This window comes from Ruegeria sp. ANG-S4 (genome assembly GCF_000814005.1).
GTDB lineage: Bacteria > Pseudomonadota > Alphaproteobacteria > Rhodobacterales > Rhodobacteraceae > Ruegeria.
Genome location: NZ_JWLK01000005.1, coordinates 140496 through 153160, shown reverse-complemented (window position 1 = coordinate 153160; position 12665 = coordinate 140496). Strand labels below are relative to the sequence as shown.

The following is a 12665-nucleotide window of genomic DNA, read 5'->3' as shown; positions in this document are numbered from 1 at the left end:
AATCCATGATAACATACACTGCGACCGAACCGGTGATTCCACCAGTTTCGGCATCCAACGGTCGATTTGCGGCATCGCAAAGATAAACGCGTTTCACACCCGCGCCGGTGGCCCGTTTCTTCGAAACAAATGCACAGGAGTGTCGCGGTATTCCGCCTCACGCAGCAGCGAATAGCCAAGCTTGGCTGCCAGCTTTTGCGAAACGGTATTGCCCGCGTCAATCAACGCGACCAGCGGTCCGGGGATCACGCGATCAAACCAGTCATGCGCCGCTTGGGCGGCTTCAAATCCATACCCTTGGCCCTGGCCTTCGGGTGCCAGGACCCAACCGGCCTCGGGGAACGAGTCAAAATCGGACCCAAGACTCCGGTTCCCGAAAAAGAACCCGGCCTGACCAATCAATTTGCGATTCGACTGAAGCACCACGGCCCATTGCCCAAAGCCGGTCATTTGCCAATGGCCAGCATTGCGCAGAAACGAGTCCCAAGCCTCACCCCGCGTACGCGGCGTCCCGCCAACATGGCGGACGACCTCGGGGTCGCGCCAAATCTCTGCAAACCGATCAAAGTCCTCGGGTCGCATTGCACACAGCGTCAATCGCGCCGTGTTGATCATCGGGGTGGATCTTATCATGCCCTTGCCCGCTCGGAATGTGCCTCGAGACAAAAGTGCGAACACCTTTTGCAGCACGCAAGCGTGAAATTGGGCAAAACACAAAAAAACGGCGCCTCCGTTGCCCGGAAGCGCCGTTTTTTATGAATTCAAAGCGATCAGGACGCTTCGGTGATGAACTTGACGGCGTCGCCAAAGGTTTGGATGGTTTCGGCTGCGTCATCGGGAATTTCGATGCCGAACTCTTCTTCGAAGGCCATAACCAGTTCAACGGTGTCCAGGCTGTCCGCACCCAGATCATCGATGAAGGAAGCGTTTTCGGCTACCTTGTCTTCTTCTACACCCAGGTGCTCAACAACGATCTTTTTTACGCGATCTGCGACGTCGCTCATGTCTATTCCTCATTCCTTTTCAGGGCGGTCTGCCCGGTTCTGCCCATGCCCGCGCGGGGTGGCCTTGATTTGCCCTTTCCGGGCGGTTTGGGTCCCGGCTACCCGGGAAACAAGAGAACCGGTCAACCTGACCGGTCCCTAAGCATGTGCGCCGCCTATAGCACAGACAACGCGCAAGGCAAACGCTTTCGCGCCCGCCCCCAATTGCGCCTACAACATGGCCATGCCGCCGTTCACATGCAAGGTGCTTCCGGTGACATAGCCAGCTTCGGGGCTGGCGAGATACAACACCGCGGCGGCGATTTCTTCCGGATCACCCATGCGCCCGGCCGGTACTTTAAGCAGCAGGCCTTTGCGTTGCTCGTCGGTGAGCTTTTCCGTCATCGCTGTGGTAATGAACCCCGGAGCAACTGCATTCACGGTGATCCCACGGGTTGCCACCTCATGCGCCAGCGCCTTGGAAAAGCCGATCATGCCAGCCTTTGACGCGGCATAGTTGGCCTGACCCGGATTGCCGATTGCGGCAACAACAGACGAAACATTCACAATCCGGCCCCAACGTGATTTCATCATGCCGCGGATGACGCCTTTGCACAGTTTCATCGTCGAGGTCATGTTGACGTCAATCACACTCTGCCATTCTTCGTCAGACATGCGCATGAACAAATTGTCCCGCGTGATACCTGCATTGTTGACAAGAATATCCACCGATCCCATCGCCTCTGCGGCCTGTTTCGGAAGCGCTTCAACGGCTTCGGGGTCACTCAGGTTGCACGGCAGGACGTAGGCGCGTTCACCCAACTCATCCGCAAGCGCCTGAAGCGGTTCCACGCGTGTTCCGGACAGCCCAACCGCTGCCCCGGCGCCGTGCAAAGCCCGCGCAATGTCGCCGCCGATGCCGCCCGAAGCGCCGGTGATCAGAGCATTCTTACCAGTCAAATCAAACATTCTGTTTTCCTCGTCCAGCGCCCCTTGCGGGACGCATGTTTTTCTTACGATTCGGCCTGCAGGACCTTTTGTACGTCTTCCGGTGTTCCAACCGCCTTGCCCGCAATCTCGCGGTCAATTTTCCGGATCATCCCGGACAAAGCCTTGCCCGCGCCGATTTCCCACGTTTCGGTCACGCCATGCGCGGCCATGTATTGTACGCTTTCGCGCCACCGGACGGACCCGGTTACCTGTTCGATCAACAATTGCCGGATCAGATCCGGGTCGCTGACCGCTTCGGCACGCACATTTGCGACCAACGGCACGGCAGGCGAATTTATGTCCACTTCAGCCAAAGCCTGTGCCATGACATCTGCCGCAGGCTGCATCAGCGCACAGTGAAATGGAGCACTTACGGGCAACATAACTGCGCGTTTGGCACCCTTTTCCTTTGCTATCTCTGCTGCACGTTCAACGGCTGCCTTGGAACCGGACACGACCACCTGCGTCGGATCGTTGTCGTTGGCGGCTTGGCAGACCTCGCCTTGGGCCGCCTCTTCCGCGACTGTGCGAACAGCATCCAGATCGAGCCCGAGGATAGCGGCCATGGCCCCCTCGCCCACGGGAACCGCGCTCTGCATTGCCTGACCGCGCGTCCGAAGCAAGCGGGCCGTATCGGCGACACTGAGTGCACCGACCGCCGCCAAAGCTGAATATTCACCCAACGAATGCCCGGCAACAAATGCGGCATCTGTGACAGAAACGCCCTCTGCCTCCAACGCGCGCATCGCCGCCATTGACGTCGCCATCAACGCCGGTTGCGCATTCTGGGTCAGCGTAAGTTCCGCAATGTCGCCGTCCCACACAAGGGCGCTCAGCTTTTCCCCCAACGCATCGTCGACCTCATCGAAAACGGCTTGCGCCGCGGGGTACGCCTCGGCCAGAGCCCTACCCATTCCGATGGTCTGGGCGCCTTGCCCTGGGAAAACGAACGCGCGTGTCATTGCAACCTCATGGATGACATTTGATTGCGGCGGGGTGTAAACTGACAAGCCACGCGGCACAAGCATTGCATGCGTTCTGCATCTGGGCACCGTCAATGTGCGTTTCGTGCTGTTGAGTCTGCGGCCACTCTCTTTAGGTTGGGCACAGCCAACCAAATCCCGGAGTGTTCGACCGATGGCCGCGACCAATTCCTTCTCAAGCTACGGCAGTGTGACCAAGAGTTTTCACTGGCTTACTGCTCTGCTGATTTTCACTGCCCTGCCATTGGGTTGGTTTGCCAATAATCTGGCACACGCCATCTACGATCCGTCCATCCCCACGACCGAGGCGGACATCGCGCAGGCCGCACGCCTGTTCTCGCTGCACAAAACGGTTGGGATTGCTGTTTTCTTCGTGGCGCTGGCCCGGATACTCTGGGCTGCAACCCAAACCAAACCCGGCCTCTTGAACGCCGAAAACAAACCCGAGGCATTTGCGGCCGAAACCGTTCACTGGTTGCTGTATGGCTCGCTGGTTCTGGTACCTTTGTCCGGTTGGGTTCATCATGCCGCCGCCGAAGGCTTCGCGCCGATCCTATGGCCATTTGGGCAGAACCTGCCTTTGGTGCCAAAATCTCCTGAACTGGCGGAACTGACTGCCAGCCTGCATTGGCTTTTCATTCTGGTTCTTGCCGGTTCGCTGGGCCTGCACATCGCAGGCGCATTGAAACATCACGTCATCGACAACGACAGCACGTTGCGTCGCATGTTGCCCGGCCGCTCGGACGCGCCTGAACCGCCCGCACAACATCACTCGCCAGTTCCGGCCGCAGCAGCCTTGGTGGTCTGGGTCGCCGTGTTGGCAGGCGGGTGGTATGCCGGAGCGTTCTCACACCACTCAGCGGCCAGCACGGATACCGCCGAACTCGCCGAAGTTCAGTCGCAATGGCAAGTGCAGGACGGCACATTGTCGATTACGATCGCTCAGTTGGGCAGCCCGGTTACCGGCACGTTCGCAGACTGGACCGCCGCCATCGACTTTGATGAGCCAGCAGAGCCGGGTTTGGCTGGCACGGTGGATGTCGAGATTGCGATAGGCTCTCTTAGCATCGGAACCGTCACAGACCAGGCGATGGGCGCAGATTTCTTTGACAGCGGTCAGTTTCCAACCGCACAATTCGACGCCGACATCTACAAAACAGACTTAGGCTACGAGGCGCGTGGCCCTCTGACGATCCGCGACAAAACAATTGATATCGTTCTGCCCTTTTCGCTGGAACTGCAGGACGACGACGCCACAATGGCTGGCACTGTCGACCTCAATCGAATGGATTTTGACGTCGGCACGTCGCAGCCAACCGAAGACTCGCTGGGCTTTGGCGTGCAAGTCACTGTCGAACTGACAGCGACCCGAAGAGAATAAAGAAAAGCCGCCGGGGTCAGCAAACCCCGGCGGCTTCATCGCAAAACACCGCTCGCCGCTTAGTCGGCTTTCTGCGCCTCGATCGAAATCCTGACTTCGACCTCGTCGCTGACAAACGGCGCAAACTGGCCCAGATCAAATTCACTGCGAACCAACGTGGTCGTCGCATCGAACCCTGCCCAAGGCTTGTTCGCCATCGGATGATCGCCGGCCTGGTTCAGTTTGGCGTTCAGAACAACGGATTTGGTCACACCGTTCATCGTCAGATCACCTGTGATATTCGCCGTGTTTTCACCGGTAACTTCGATTCCGGTCGACGTGAATGTGATCAGATCACCCTCGGCGGCACCAAAGAAATCCTCGGTCATGAAGTGATCTCCTCGCGGTTTCCAACCGGTGATCATTTCGATAACGGGCATCGACACACTCACGCTCGAAGCAGCGGGGTCTTCCTGGTCGAACATGATTTCGCCTTCGAAGCCCGAGAACATGCCATAGGTCGTGGAATAGCCAAGGTGGTCATAGTTGAAAATGACCTGGCTGTGACTTGGGTCCAGAATGTATTTCTCGGCGCTGGCGAAGGCCGAGGTCGCTGAAACGGCCAGTACAGCTGCAAGAATGGTGGATTTCATAACAGTCTCCGCAATGTTGGGGTGCAGCCCGATGGGGATGCTCACAAACAAAAATGTGCCGCCCAAGGGCGGCACACAAGTTTTTTTGATTCACAAACTCTGTTCCTTTTTGAACAGAATAAAATTCAGCCGAAAATTGTTACGTTTTGGCTGAGTTGCCCTTTCAGCGCTCGGCTGACATCCGCCGATTCCAGCGGCAGCTTCATAAGCAGGCTTCCGTCCACATCGAAAAGCTCGACCTGGTCGTCTTCGAAGCGGGCGCCGCCCAGCGACTCGTAGCTGCGACGCAGAACTGTCTGTGGCCGACCGTTGGCGTTCTTCTGCAAAATGCGAACTTCACGGCGGATCGGATCAAAGTAAGCGTCAGGACGGCTGTCCATGACTTCGATTGTCAGAAGGCTTACGCCACCGATCAGGAACATCAAGGACGCAACCAGTTTGATCGGCCAAACTTCGGCACCCATTACGGAACCGGGCATCAACCACATTGAAAAGGCCGAAACGACCAGAAAAGCGCCCAGCATTCTGACCAGCACCATACGGGCCTTCCAGTTCGGCGCAAAAGTGATCAGAACGGGTACGGATTTGTCAAAAGCAGCCTTGGATGCTGTTTGTTCGAAAGTATTCGTATTCATCACGGCCATTGTCTCGCCCTGTCTGTTTTTTGGTGTACCGGGTGTTGCCGGCTTCATGAACAACCTCGGGTCGAAAAGCGTCAGGAATTGGGCGCGTCGGTGGAAATTGGGCGACTTCACAAAGGCATCTGCGGCAGGGCTTGCCCCGCCGCCATAAACGTGTATACGGGGCCATCCTTCGCAAGACACATGAATCGCGCAGCCTCTCGTGGCAGGGCCGCGAAGGGTTGAACGGCCCCGCCTTTGAAATGCGCCTTGATATAAACAGGAGTGCACATGCCACTGTATGAGCATGTAATGATCGCGCGTCAGGATCTGTCCAACGCGCAGGCAGAAAGCCTTGTCGAACATTTCGGCACCGTTCTGGCTGACAACGGCGGCAACGTCGTCGACAGCGAGTACTGGGGCGTCAAAACGATGGCTTACAAGATCAACAAGAACCGCAAGGGTCACTATTCCTTCCTGAAGACCGACGCCCCCGCTGGCGCCGTTCAGGAAATGGAGCGCCTGATGCGCCTGCATGAAGACGTCATGCGCGTTCTGACCATCAAGGTCGACGAGCATGCCGAGGGCCCCTCGGTCCAGATGCAGAAGCGCGACGAGCGCGAAGGCCGCCGCGAGCGCCGCTGATCAACGCCTGAGAAAAGGACACTAAACCATGGCCGCAAAACCATTTTTCCGCCGCCGCAAGGTCTGCCCGTTCTCGGGTGAGAACGCGCCGAAAATCGACTACAAAGACACCCGTCTGCTGCAGCGCTACATCTCTGAGCGTGGCAAGATCGTACCTTCGCGCATCACCGCCGTTTCGGCGAAAAAGCAGCGTGAACTGGCCCGTGCTATCAAGCGCGCGCGCTTCCTCGCCCTGCTGCCCTACGCCGTGAAGTAAGGAGAGACTGACATGCAAGTTATCCTTCTGGAACGCGTTGCAAAACTGGGTCAGATGGGCGACGTCGTTGACGTCAAGTCCGGCTACGCCCGCAACTTCCTGCTGCCCCAAGGCAAAGCGCTGAGCGCGTCTGAGGCCAACATCGCCTCGTTCGAAGCCCAGAAAGCGCAGCTGGAAGCCCGCAACCTTGAAACCAAGAAAGAAGCTGAAGCGCTGGCTGAAAAGCTGGACGGTCAGCAGTTCATCGTGATTCGCTCGGCATCGGATGCCGGTGCCCTGTACGGCTCGGTCACCCCGCGTGACGCCGCAGATGCCGCAACCGAGGCAGGCTTCACCGTCGACAAGAAACAGATCGCCCTGATCGCTCCGATCAAGGAACTGGGTTTGCATTCGCTCGCCGTAAAACTGCACCCCGAGGTAGAAGTTGAAATCAAGATGAACGTCGCCCGTTCGGAAGAAGAAGCCGAATTGCAGGCATCCGGCAAATCGATTCAGGAACTGGCCGCTGAAGAAGAGGCCGCTGCTGAATTCGAAATCGCCGAACTGTTCGACGACATCGGCTCTGCCGCGTCGGAAGACGAAGAGCTTGTCGCCGAAGAAGCGCCGGCTGAAGAAGAAGACGAAACCAAAGCCTGATTGCGCTGAGGATCTCAAATCAAAGGCCGCGCGTTTGGCGCGGCCTTTTTTGTTGCGCCGGGCCCGATAGCAAAATTTGGCCGCAATACAGGCCTACGCTTGCAGATGGTTTGATCATCCATATCATCCGCCACTCTCAATCGGAGCAAGCACTATGAGATTACAAATTCGCCGCAGCGTTCTGGCCATGATCCTTGCCAGTCCTCTAATGGCCTGCGGCGGCCCCGATACCCCCACTCAGAACGCCACCACGTTTGATCCACCCCTGTATCCCAACGAAACCCCAGAGTTGCGCGCCTCAATCAACAAATGGGCCGATCACTATGAGCTTCCGCGCGAACTGGTCCATAAACTTGCGATCCGCGAAAGCACGCACAGGCCCTGGGCCGTAAACCGGCCCTACTATGGCCTGCTGCAAATTTTGCCTGCTACGGCGCGCTCCATGGGATACAAAGGCAACGCCAAAGGGCTGTTGGACGCCGACACCAATCTGGAATTCGCCGGAAAATACCTGCGTGGGGCATGGTTATTGTCGGATGGCGACCAAAGCCGGGCGATCTTTCTTTATGCGAAAGGTTACTATCCCGAGGCCAAAAAACGCGGAATGCTGGTCGAAACGGGACTTGAACCGGCGTCCAACTAGCGGAATCATGGTTGAACAGCCCGATTGCCGGTGTGTTTCGGGGCAGGAAAGTCCCGAAACACCCGAAATTAGATGCAAAAAACACACAAAATCGACATTATGTCCGCATAAATCGGTTTCTAAGGCACAACTCAACCAAAAAGGCAGACATTTCCCCCGTGTTCTTGTCATATTGTGGAAAGTGTGATGTGTTGTTTGACGTCAGGGAAGACCCACTCTCATCCTCTGACGCAAAAGGGATGCCTCCGTGGTTGCGGAGTTAACTGGTCGTTGACGAATGGAAATTGTTGATCTCAGCACCCTGCCCCAAAAGGATACTCGTTACGATGAGTTCCTTAAACAGGTGTGCGAGAAATACGAGATGGACCATGCGGCCTATGCGGGTATGAACCCGGCGGCCGGTTCGATTCATGGCCACGTAACCTACAGCGACGAATGGAAAGCACACTATCAGGAGCAGGGCCTGCACCTGATTGACCCCACTTTGCACATGAGCCAGCGAAGCATCGCACCCGTTGACTGGAGCCGCCTTGAGCGTGGCAAGGATTTCCAGCGCGTTTTTCGGGATGCTCATGATTTTGGCATTCCGGATCAAGGGATTACGATCCCGGTTCGCGGCCCTTATGGCGATATCGGCCTGCTGAGCGCAACGCGTGAATGCAGCCGGGAAGAATGGAAAAAGCTGGTTGGCAGTGTCATAACTGATCTGCAGTCGCTGGCCGTGCATATCCATGATCACGTTATGACGTCCGAGTCGATCAGCCGGATGTTGTACCATCCCACCCTGTCCAGCCGCGAGCAGGAGATCCTGCAATGGGCGGCTGCCGGCAAGTCTCAGCAGGATATCGGCGATATTTTGTCGATTTCCCACCGCACGGTGGAAGTACACTTGCGTTCTGCACGAGAAAAGCTTAATGCGCTTACCACCCCTCAGGCAGTTGGCCGCGCCATTGGAATTGGGCTAATTTACCCAGGATAAACCAAAAAAAAGCCAAACTACGGGAATCCCCCAATAGATTCGGTGTGAAAACACGGTAACGATCAGGTTACGGACACACCACTCTAAGGGGGATAAAATGATCTTAGTAGTTGATGGCCTGAACAGACATCTGTTCAGCGATGTACTTGACGACATGTTTCAATTGCGGGCTCGTGTATTTGGCGGGCGACTCGGTTGGGACGTCAATATCGAAGATGGCAAAGAGATCGATGAATTCGATCATCTGGATCCTGCATATGTAATCGGTCTCGACGATGGGGGGAATGTCGTCGCAGCCGTACGTGCGCTCCAGACCACTGGTCCACACATGCTTTCGGATGTGTTCTCGGCAATTCTGTGTGGCGAGGCGCCACTGCGCAGCGCGACCATGTGGGAATCCACCCGCTTCTGCGTCGACACGCAGCGCTTGTCGCGCGGCAAAGACAAGAATTCGGTGTCCTACGCAACATGCGAACTGATGGTCGGTTCGCTGGAATATGCCCGCAGCGCGGGTATTCAGGATATCATTACGGTAATCGACCCGGTCATGGATCGCGTCCTGAAACGCTCGAATTGCGCACCCTATGACTATGTCGGCAAAACAGTACCGATGGGCAAGGTTGCTGCGCTGGCCGCACTTCTGGATTGCACCGAAGAACGGATTGCGGGCGTTCGCGAGTTCGCCGGTATCGAAGGCGACGTCTTCATCGACGAAGACAAGGCGCTGGAGATGTTCGAGGCAAAGAAAGCTGCAACGCTCAGCCCTGCTAATCGCGACCACAAACCGCTGACTGACCTCGAGAAATACTTTGTCGAACAGATGCACGCGGCCAAGACAGAAAGCGAGCGTCAGGCGGTACTCGATCTGATTGAGACGCTGTCCGAAAAGTTCACGCCAGAGCAAAAGACAGCTCTGCTAGGAACCCCCCGTGCTTTTGCTCATGAGGCTTGACCCCCTCACCTCATAAGTTGAAGCCACCCACGCGGAGCCGTCTTATTTTAGACGGCTCCGTTTTTTGTGCGGGTTCAAAGTGTGAGTAGAAGAGGATTATTCCTCTTCCAGAGCCTCAACAGCTTTTTGCAGGTCGTCTTTGCTGACTTCCTTGTCAGAAACCTGCGCCAGTTCGAACACGTAATCTACGACCTTGTCTTCGAACAGCGGTGCGCGCAGTTGCTGCTGCATCTGAGCGTTCTGTTGCACGAACTCAAAGAACTGGCGCTCTTGACCGGGGTACTGACGCGCCTGGTTCATGATCGCTTGTGTCATCTCGGCGTCCGTTACTTCGACTTCGGCCTTTTGACCAAGCTCGGCCAGCAACAGACCCAGACGCACGCGGCGTTCCGCAAGTTTGTTATGCTCGTCCGTCGGTTCGACCGGATCATGGTTTTCGCCTTCAACGTCCGGGTTTTCCTCGTGGAACAGCTGATGCGCAATCTGCTTCGCTTCGGCTTCGACCAAGGACGGCGGCAGCTCGAATGAGACTTTGTCATCCAGAACGTCCAGCAGGCCACGCTTCATGACCGCGCGCGACGCGCCCGCGTATTCCGCTTCCAGACGCTCGGCGATCTGACTTTTCAAAGCTGCCAGGTCTTCAGCGCCGAATTTCTTGGCCAGTTCATCATTGACCTCGGCGGCAACCGGTTCTTTGACCTCTTTGATTGTGCACGAGAAGACCGCGTCCTTGCCGGCCAGATGCTCCGCGCCGTACTCTTCCGGGAACGTGACGTTGACGTCTTTTTCCTCTTCGGCCTTTACGCCGACCAACTGCTCTTCGAAACCGGGGATAAAGCTGTTGGACCCCAAGACCAGCGGATAGTCTTCAGCCGACCCACCTTCGAATTCTTCGCCATCGACCTTGCCAACAAAGTCGAACACGATTTGGTCGCCATCCTTGGCTTTCGAGCCCTTGCGGCGGGCTTTGAAATCCTGTGCGGTTTCAGCCAGATTGTTCAACGCTTCTTCGACAGCGGCGTCGTCAGCCTTAACAACCAGTTTTTCCAGCTCTACTGATTTGAGGTCGACCTCGGGGATCTGGGGCAGCGCTTCGTAGGACATGGCGACTTCGACATCGTCCCCTTCTTTCCAGTCCTCGTTGGTCATCTTGACCTCGGGCTGCAACGCAGGGCGCTCACCGCTGTCCTCAAAGTGCTTGTTCATCGCTCCGTCGATGGACTCCTGCATGGCCTCGCCCAGCAGGCGCTGGCCGAACTGCTTTTTCAACAGCGCCATCGGCACCTTGCCTTTGCGGAAACCCTTCATCTCGACTTCGGGCTGCGCCTCGGCCAGTTTCTCGTTGACCTTGTTGTCCAACTCGGCCGCAGTGACGGTGATGTTGTAGCCGCGTTTCAGACCTTCGTTCAGCGTCTCGGTTACCTGCATTTTGGTAGTCCCCATAGGATTCGGGGCGCGCAAAATGGCGCGCCGGGCAAATTTGACGCCTTCTATTTGTACTGTCGTCCGCGTGCAAGAGGCAAAGGCCAGTTCAGCCCTTATTTGCCCGCATATCGTACGAAAAAACGCCCCGGATTGAACCGGAGCGCCATGATCCTTGGGAACACGTATTCAGAACCGCCAGCGTGCACCCAAAACCCACGCTTCGTTCTTGTCAAAATCGACCATGTCGTCGAAATCGTGATTGCGGTATTTTAGATAGGCATCTGTGTTGATGCTCTCGATCTTCTGAACGATTGCAATTCCCCAAGACTTGGTGCTTGAGCCATCGTTTTCGAAATCCGAGCCGTCAAAGTAGTCGATACCGATACCGGTCTTTCCCCAAGGCACCCAATCGTCGGTCTCGTAGGCAAGCTTGGTGTACCAGTAGCTCGGGTCGCTGACGCCGTCCCGCGTGTCGTCACGTGTTCCGGCAGCGGCGGTAAAGCTGAAACCGCTTGGCAACAGCACAGACGCCGAGCCGATCGTATCTTTTCGCTCGCCCGGGCCGTTGTCATAGTCGCGCACGGCATAGGCCACGCTGGCCGCGAACCTCACGCCCCCTGCGAAGGTTTCCGCATAGTTGAACGCGATGTCGTAATAGTCGTCGTCATCGCTGCTGGACAAGATGTTCTCGCCATAGGCGATGGCGGCCCAAAACCCGTCGTCGTTAGTACTTCCACCGAATTTAGGAGTGTCGTAACGAATGCGGCCCCGACGCCCTCCGTCAAAGTTGCTGGACGAGTCGCCGACCGTGATATCACTCAGGATGCCATCGGGCTCGCGGTAGAAAAACGCACCGTTTTCATCGTTGGTAAACGAGTAAAGTGCCGTTCCCACGTAAGAAAGATCAACCTCGGCCGCGCCGTCCGATGCCATGCTTCCCTGCCCTGCGGAAAACTTGCCATAATTTCCGGCAAGGGCAAAATCGACGTGCCGGATGTCTTCCCGCGACCAACCGTTGGTGTTCGTGCCATCCTGATTTGCGGTTCCCGTGCTGGGTAAACCAAGACCGGTTTCAAAGCGGAAGGTAAAGTCGTTGCTGCCGTAGGGCTGCATCAGGAACAGTCCGACGCGGCTGTTGGACAGATCATTGTCCAGCAGCCGGGTTTCCGTTTCTTCCCCGTCATCGACCGAGACAATGGCCGGGTTAAATTGCCCATAAAGCTCGACATAGCCGCCGCTGTTGTTGTCGTATTTCAACTCGGCAGCCGCCGGGATCGCAGTTGTTGCGGCCAAAATCGCCGGGATTGAGGTTATTCTGTAATTCACTGTCATGTCATTCACCATGAATGTTTCAAGTTCGCGTTCTGCTCAATTTCGCTCTCGATCGTGCTCTCCGATGACATTGCACCTGCGGCACGCAACGTCGTGCCATTCAGGGCATCATGGGTTTTGACTTATTGTTTTCTATCAATCTTTTATCAGATAAATCGTAAAAATCGCCGCCGGCACTCGGGTGGAAAACACCAACATCTTGAGGCAA

At 56.4% G+C, this 12665-nt stretch carries 15 protein-coding genes; 7 read left to right on the top strand and 8 right to left on the bottom strand.

Annotation, left to right across the window (positions count from 1 at the left end):
• Positions 1-93: 93 nt before the first annotated feature.
• From RA28_RS13770 to fabD, 4 genes are all read right to left on the bottom strand, one after another.
• Positions 94-633 (bottom strand): GNAT family N-acetyltransferase, encoded by a 540-nt coding sequence (locus RA28_RS13770; protein WP_039529902.1) that lies wholly within the window; start codon positions 631-633, stop codon positions 94-96.
• Positions 634-770: 137 nt separating this feature from the next.
• Positions 771-1004 (bottom strand): acyl carrier protein, encoded by a 234-nt coding sequence (locus RA28_RS13765; protein WP_039529899.1) that lies wholly within the window; start codon positions 1002-1004, stop codon positions 771-773.
• Positions 1005-1214: 210 nt separating this feature from the next.
• Positions 1215-1952: a 3-oxoacyl-[acyl-carrier-protein] reductase gene (gene fabG, locus RA28_RS13760; protein ID WP_039529895.1), complete on the bottom strand. Its 738-nt coding sequence runs from the start codon at positions 1950-1952 to the stop codon at positions 1215-1217.
• 44 nt (positions 1953-1996) lie between these two features.
• On the bottom strand, positions 1997-2935 hold the full coding sequence (gene fabD / locus RA28_RS13755; protein ID WP_039531576.1) for an ACP S-malonyltransferase: 939 nt from the start codon (positions 2933-2935) through the stop codon (positions 1997-1999).
• A 175-nt stretch (positions 2936-3110) separates the two neighbouring features.
• On the opposite strand from fabD, the gene RA28_RS13750 reads away from it, so the two are divergent.
• Positions 3111-4337, top strand: a complete 1227-nt coding sequence (locus RA28_RS13750) for a cytochrome b/b6 domain-containing protein (RefSeq protein WP_039529893.1) — start codon at positions 3111-3113, stop codon at positions 4335-4337.
• A 59-nt stretch (positions 4338-4396) separates the two neighbouring features.
• Here RA28_RS13750 and RA28_RS13745 read toward each other — a convergent pair whose 3' ends face one another.
• Complete coding sequence (locus tag RA28_RS13745) at positions 4397-4969, bottom strand: YceI family protein (RefSeq protein ID WP_039531574.1); 573 nt, start codon at positions 4967-4969, stop codon at positions 4397-4399.
• Between the two features lie 125 nt (positions 4970-5094).
• Positions 5095-5661 carry a hypothetical protein gene (locus RA28_RS13740; protein ID WP_241481142.1) on the bottom strand — a complete coding sequence of 189 codons (567 nt, stop codon included), beginning with the start codon at positions 5659-5661 and terminating at the stop codon, positions 5095-5097.
• A gap of 219 nt (positions 5662-5880) precedes the next feature.
• Here RA28_RS13740 and rpsF point away from each other — a divergent pair, with 219 nt between their 5' ends.
• From rpsF to RA28_RS13710, 6 genes are all read left to right on the top strand, one after another.
• Positions 5881-6234: a 30S ribosomal protein S6 gene (rpsF, locus tag RA28_RS13735; protein WP_039529890.1), complete on the top strand. Its 354-nt coding sequence runs from the start codon at positions 5881-5883 to the stop codon at positions 6232-6234.
• A gap of 28 nt (positions 6235-6262) precedes the next feature.
• A complete protein-coding gene (gene rpsR, locus RA28_RS13730) occupies positions 6263-6490 on the top strand; it encodes a 30S ribosomal protein S18 (RefSeq protein ID WP_005608650.1) in 228 nt (75 codons plus the stop codon).
• A 12-nt stretch (positions 6491-6502) separates the two neighbouring features.
• Complete coding sequence (gene rplI / locus RA28_RS13725; RefSeq protein ID WP_039529886.1) at positions 6503-7126, top strand: 50S ribosomal protein L9; 624 nt, start codon at positions 6503-6505, stop codon at positions 7124-7126.
• A 154-nt stretch (positions 7127-7280) separates the two neighbouring features.
• On the top strand, positions 7281-7769 hold the full coding sequence (locus RA28_RS13720; RefSeq protein WP_039529881.1) for a lytic transglycosylase domain-containing protein: 489 nt from the start codon (positions 7281-7283) through the stop codon (positions 7767-7769).
• A gap of 277 nt (positions 7770-8046) precedes the next feature.
• Positions 8047-8748 carry a LuxR family transcriptional regulator gene (locus RA28_RS13715; RefSeq protein ID WP_039529877.1) on the top strand — a complete coding sequence of 234 codons (702 nt, stop codon included), beginning with the start codon at positions 8047-8049 and terminating at the stop codon, positions 8746-8748.
• 97 nt (positions 8749-8845) lie between these two features.
• The gene (locus RA28_RS13710) at positions 8846-9700 is read left to right on the top strand and encodes an acyl-homoserine-lactone synthase (RefSeq protein WP_039529872.1); all 855 of its coding nucleotides are present in this window, start codon (positions 8846-8848) and stop codon (positions 9698-9700) included.
• Positions 9701-9796: 96 nt separating this feature from the next.
• Here RA28_RS13710 and tig read toward each other — a convergent pair whose 3' ends face one another.
• Positions 9797-11128, bottom strand: a complete 1332-nt coding sequence (gene tig, locus RA28_RS13705; protein WP_039531571.1) for a trigger factor — start codon at positions 11126-11128, stop codon at positions 9797-9799.
• Positions 11129-11311: 183 nt separating this feature from the next.
• Complete coding sequence (locus tag RA28_RS13700) at positions 11312-12457, bottom strand: porin (RefSeq protein WP_039531569.1); 1146 nt, start codon at positions 12455-12457, stop codon at positions 11312-11314.
• Positions 12458-12665: the final 208 nt, after the last annotated feature.

Bases quoted from the DNA above. Each gene is read 5' to 3' on its own strand.
- RA28_RS13715 (WP_039529877.1), top strand. From the start codon at position 8,047: ATGGAAATTGTTGATCTCAGCACCCTGCCCCAAAAGGATACTCGTTAC.
- rplI (WP_039529886.1), top strand. From the start codon at position 6,503: ATGCAAGTTATCCTTCTGGAACGCGTTGCAAAACTGGGTCAGATGGGC.
- rpsF (WP_039529890.1), top strand. From the start codon at position 5,881: ATGCCACTGTATGAGCATGTAATGATCGCGCGTCAGGATCTGTCCAAC.
- RA28_RS13745 (WP_039531574.1), bottom strand. From the start codon at position 4,969: ATGAAATCCACCATTCTTGCAGCTGTACTGGCCGTTTCAGCGACCTCG.
- fabG (WP_039529895.1), bottom strand. From the start codon at position 1,952: ATGTTTGATTTGACTGGTAAGAATGCTCTGATCACCGGCGCTTCGGGC.
- RA28_RS13770 (WP_039529902.1), bottom strand. From the start codon at position 633: ATGATAAGATCCACCCCGATGATCAACACGGCGCGATTGACGCTGTGT.
- RA28_RS13740 (WP_241481142.1), bottom strand. From the start codon at position 5,661: ATGAAGCCGGCAACACCCGGTACACCAAAAAACAGACAGGGCGAGACA.
- RA28_RS13710 (WP_039529872.1), top strand. From the start codon at position 8,846: ATGATCTTAGTAGTTGATGGCCTGAACAGACATCTGTTCAGCGATGTA.
- RA28_RS13750 (WP_039529893.1), top strand. From the start codon at position 3,111: ATGGCCGCGACCAATTCCTTCTCAAGCTACGGCAGTGTGACCAAGAGT.
- rpsR (WP_005608650.1), top strand. From the start codon at position 6,263: ATGGCCGCAAAACCATTTTTCCGCCGCCGCAAGGTCTGCCCGTTCTCG.
- fabD (WP_039531576.1), bottom strand. From the start codon at position 2,935: ATGACACGCGCGTTCGTTTTCCCAGGGCAAGGCGCCCAGACCATCGGA.
- RA28_RS13700 (WP_039531569.1), bottom strand. From the start codon at position 12,457: ATGACAGTGAATTACAGAATAACCTCAATCCCGGCGATTTTGGCCGCA.
- RA28_RS13720 (WP_039529881.1), top strand. From the start codon at position 7,281: ATGAGATTACAAATTCGCCGCAGCGTTCTGGCCATGATCCTTGCCAGT.
- tig (WP_039531571.1), bottom strand. From the start codon at position 11,128: ATGCAGGTAACCGAGACGCTGAACGAAGGTCTGAAACGCGGCTACAAC.
- RA28_RS13765 (WP_039529899.1), bottom strand. From the start codon at position 1,004: ATGAGCGACGTCGCAGATCGCGTAAAAAAGATCGTTGTTGAGCACCTG.